Origin of the sequence: Microcystis sp. M113S1, assembly GCF_020246945.1 — a bacterium.
Lineage (GTDB): Bacteria > Cyanobacteriota > Cyanobacteriia > Cyanobacteriales > Microcystaceae > Microcystis.
In genome coordinates, this window is the sequence record NZ_JADBSA010000366.1 from 1 (window position 1) to 3,812 (window position 3,812).

The window sequence follows — 3,812 nt, forward strand, 5'->3', positions numbered from 1 at the left end:
AAATACACCACAATTTTTCCATCATCCCGGTTTATTACCCTTTGCCGTCCTCAGCAATACCGATGACCCCGAACAGGTGTTAAGTCAGGTGTCCCGTTCTCTAGAAACTATCTCCCAAAAACAGGTGCAAAGCAATCTCGCTGCCGCTACCAGTATTCTCGCCGGGTTAGTATTAAATCGAGAGACGATTAAAAAAATCCTTCGGAGTGACATTATGAGAGAATCCGTCATCTATCAAGATATTTTAGAGGAAGGCAGAGAGGAAGGCGAGGAAGAAAAAGCTCGACAAATTGCCATGAAAATGCTATCCGCCGGCTTTTCTATCCCAGAAATCGCCCGATTTACTGATTTATCCCCCGCAACTATCGAGGAATTACAAAGGCAGCAGCACAATTAAAGCTTTTAACTGCAAAGGTAGGGAATTAGGGAAATTTTAACTCATCTCCCCACCCCACACCAGTTAACGACGTTTAGCGAGGCGACGCACCACTAAACCACTACCTAGTATGCCTAATCCGATAATACCAGAAGGTTCGGGCGTGGACACATTACCAATATCACCCGGAATATCAGAAGCAACAAGGCGAAAGTTATCCATTGCAGCATAACCACTGCTTAGAATATCGCTTTTATCCCAAAAAAGCGCCAATTTTCTCCACGGCAGCCTCTAGAATATCGGGATCGTGAACTAAGGCAAAACGCACATACCCCTCACCACCCTTACCAAAACCGGAACCGGGGGAAACAGCGACACCGGTTTGGGCCACCAATTGCCGACAAAAATCGACGGAATTACCCGGCCAACTGGGGGGAATTTTCGCCCAAACGTACATAGTGGCAGCCGGAGTGGGAACCGACCAACCGATGCGATTTAGGGCATTAATAAACACATTCCGGCGTTTTTGGAAGATAGCGACGGTTTCTTTGACCGAATCTTGATTACCAGTTAAAGCAGCGATCGCACCGTTGAGGATGCCCAAATACTGATTAAAATCAACCATGGCTTTAATCTGTCGCAAAGCCATAATTAACTGCGGGTTGCCAATGGCAAAACCGATGCGAAAACCGCCCATATTATAGGACTTGGAGAAGGTAAAAAACTCGATCGAATTAGTTTTAGCTCGATCGGCCTGTAAAATTGACGGAGGAGGCGATGTTCCCGCAAAAAAGATGTCTAGATAGGGAAAATCGTGGATTAAAACTAAATTATGCTGACGGCAAAAATCAACCGCTTTTTGGAAAAATGCTAAAGGCGCGATCGCTGTGGTGGGATTATGGGGATAACTCAAGACCATCAGCTTCGATTGTGCCAGCACTGGCTCAGGAATGTCCTCTAAAACCGGCAGAAAGTCATTTTTTGCCAAAATTGGCATTCCGTAGATTTGACCGCCGGCAAGGGCAACACCGCCTAAATGGGAGGGATAACCCGGATCGAGGAGTAGGGCAAAATCCCCGGGGTTGAGAATGGCCAAAGGTAGATGGGCCGTGCCTTCCTGAGAACCGATTAGGGGTAAAATCTCCGTTTCCGGATCGACGGGGACACCAAAGCGATCGCTATACCAGTTAGCGGCAGTTATTCGGAAGTCTCGCGTACCATTATGGAGTAAATAGCCGTGGGTGTGAGGATCGTGGAGAGATCGCTCGATAGCATCGATAACATGGGGAGCAGCACCAAGATCGGAGGAACCGAGCGAAAGATCGATAATGGTATTACCCGCTTCTCTACTAGCAGCTTTTGCCCGATCCATATCGGCAAAAACGTTGGATTGCAGTGCCTGTAAGCGGTTTGCTAGGGTTAAGTCATTCATAACCACAGATACCTAATTAGCTGACATAGGTATCGATAAAAGATTGTAATTGTTGTTTGCCGAGCGCCCCTTCATGAGTGGCAATAATTTTGTTATCTTTAAAGATGCGTAAAGCGGGAACACCTTTCACATCACATTTAGCCACCGAGTTGGGGTTAGGGTCCACCTCTAGTTTAACTACTTTTAGCTGTTCGCCGTAGGTTTCCGCCACCCAATCGATCGAGGGAGATACCAGACGGCACGGACCGCACCAACTCGCCCAAAAATAGACTAAAACGGGTTTTTCGACCTCAAAAACCTCTTGGTCAAACTTCTGATCGCTAATGACAGTTACGCTACTCACAGTATTTATTTCCTCACCATCGCTACTGATCATCATAGAGGTTCTCGGTAATTTTCGGCAATTAAGTAGTCATGCAAAATAAATTTCCTAGTGAAGATAGGCAAGAGGCAAAAGCTTTATCGAAATGTATAATTAATTTTGCGCGCGGTACTTATCCACTTCTACAGTTCCTTAAACATTAGGATCAAAGACATCGCGTAAACCATCACCGATAAAATTAATACTTAACACCGTGATCACGATAGCTAGAGCGGGAAAAATGACCAAGTGGGGGGCAGTTGTCAAGTAATCTTTAGCTTTAAATAACATTTGTCCCCAAGTCGGCACATCGGGGGGGAAACCCAAACCCAAAAAACTCAGGGTGGACTCGGTAATAATCGCATTACCCACGGCTAAAGTGGCAGCCACGATCATCATTCCCAAAACATTGGGTAATAAATGCACCCAGATTAAACGGAAAGGACTGGCCCCCAAAGCAATCGCGGCCGATATAAATTCCATCTCCCGTAATTTTAAGAAATTTCCCCGCACCAATCGCGCCACCGACATCCAGTTTAAACCCCCGATTACTAAAACCACGAGGATAAAAATGCCCGTTTCCGGTCCAGCGATTTTTTTGATACTATCGCGAAATAGATAGACAATCAGTAAAAGTAGGGGCAATTGGGGCAAAGATAGGAATAAATCCGTTAATCGCATCAATAAGCCATCGATCGCACCCCCGTAAAACCCAGAAATAGCCCCGATCGCTGTCCCTAGAATCATCGCCACTATCATAGCAGCAATTGCCACCGCTAGGGAAATTCGACCCCCCACCAAGATTCTCGCCAATTGATCCTGGCCTAGATCATTAGTCCCGAAAAGATGTTTTAAACTAGGGGGAGCCGTAGCTTGACTAAAATCGATCGCATCGATAGGGACTCGATAGAAAATCGGACCGAATAGGACAGCAAGAATAATTATCATTAATGCGATCGCTCCTATTACCGCTGGGGGATCTCGGTAAAAACGTCGCCAAGTATCGATAATTGCAGAAGACAGGGGAGACATAAGCTGTTAAGTGTTTAAATTACTTGTTGAGATAAGGCACTCTTGCATTGGTGGAGATTCCGCTAATCTAAGAATAAGCGGTTTAAATGCGTCTTAGCTTACCAAATACGGAGAAAGTTTGAAGTTTTTTGAGCAGTCTTTACCAGAAGACAATAATTTAATTCATCCTCCACTTTTAAAGGCTAAAATTCAATCTTTGCTACCCAAAAAAGCTGATTTTATTTTACATGATGAATGAGAAACGATTAATGATAGTTGTTATGTTATCCGAATTGAATGGCTTCAAGAATTAGAATCACAGTATATTGGGGATACAGATACGACGTTAGATTGTCTAGAAATATTACCACAAGAGTTGATTAATGTAATGGTTGAATAAGAAATAAATTGTTTCTAAATATAAAACCTTAGATAAAGCTAGGACAATAATCGTAAATCGGGAAAAATATACCGAGAATTAATTGACACAATTAAGTAGGGTTTGCTGAATAAATCTAAAAACCTTATCCAACAAGGTTTTTAGACTTTTTTGACCTCAAAAAGTGCCGACCCTTGGAGTGATTGGGGGGAAAATTCAGGGACTTTTTCCCTGAAAATTAGGTAATTGACCA

At 43.9% G+C, this 3,812-nt stretch carries 3 protein-coding genes and 2 pseudogenes; 1 reads left to right on the top strand and 4 read right to left on the bottom strand.

The annotated features are described in order from the left end of the window. Nucleotides 1-397: pseudogene (locus IM319_RS18500) on the top strand (Rpn family recombination-promoting nuclease/putative transposase); the annotation flags it as partial. Between the two features lie 63 nt (nucleotides 398-460). Here the strand turns inward: IM319_RS18500 and IM319_RS22650 are convergent. From IM319_RS22650 to IM319_RS18520, 4 genes and pseudogenes are all read right to left on the bottom strand, one after another. Then, nucleotides 461-541 (bottom strand): annotated as a pseudogene (locus IM319_RS22650) (PEP-CTERM sorting domain-containing protein); the annotation flags it as partial. An 88-nt stretch (nucleotides 542-629) separates the two neighbouring features. Continuing rightward, entirely contained in the window at nucleotides 630-1,808 is a 1,179-nt protein-coding gene (locus IM319_RS18510) for an LL-diaminopimelate aminotransferase (RefSeq protein WP_287736530.1), read from the bottom strand. Nucleotides 1,809-1,824: 16 nt separating this feature from the next. Further along, nucleotides 1,825-2,187, bottom strand: coding sequence for a thioredoxin family protein (locus IM319_RS18515; protein WP_287736531.1), 363 nt, complete (start codon nucleotides 2,185-2,187; stop codon nucleotides 1,825-1,827). Between the two features lie 135 nt (nucleotides 2,188-2,322). After that, entirely contained in the window at nucleotides 2,323-3,201 is an 879-nt protein-coding gene (locus tag IM319_RS18520; protein ID WP_287736532.1) for an ABC transporter permease, read from the bottom strand. Between the last annotated feature and the right edge of the window lie 611 nt (nucleotides 3,202-3,812).

Excerpts from the sequence above, each read along its gene's own strand:
- IM319_RS18520 (WP_287736532.1), bottom strand. The coding sequence starts at position 3,201 with ATGTCTCCCCTGTCTTCTGCAATTATCGATACTTGGCGACGTTTTTAC.
- IM319_RS18510 (WP_287736530.1), bottom strand. The coding sequence starts at position 1,808 with ATGAATGACTTAACCCTAGCAAACCGCTTACAGGCACTGCAATCCAAC.
- IM319_RS18515 (WP_287736531.1), bottom strand. The coding sequence starts at position 2,187 with ATGATGATCAGTAGCGATGGTGAGGAAATAAATACTGTGAGTAGCGTA.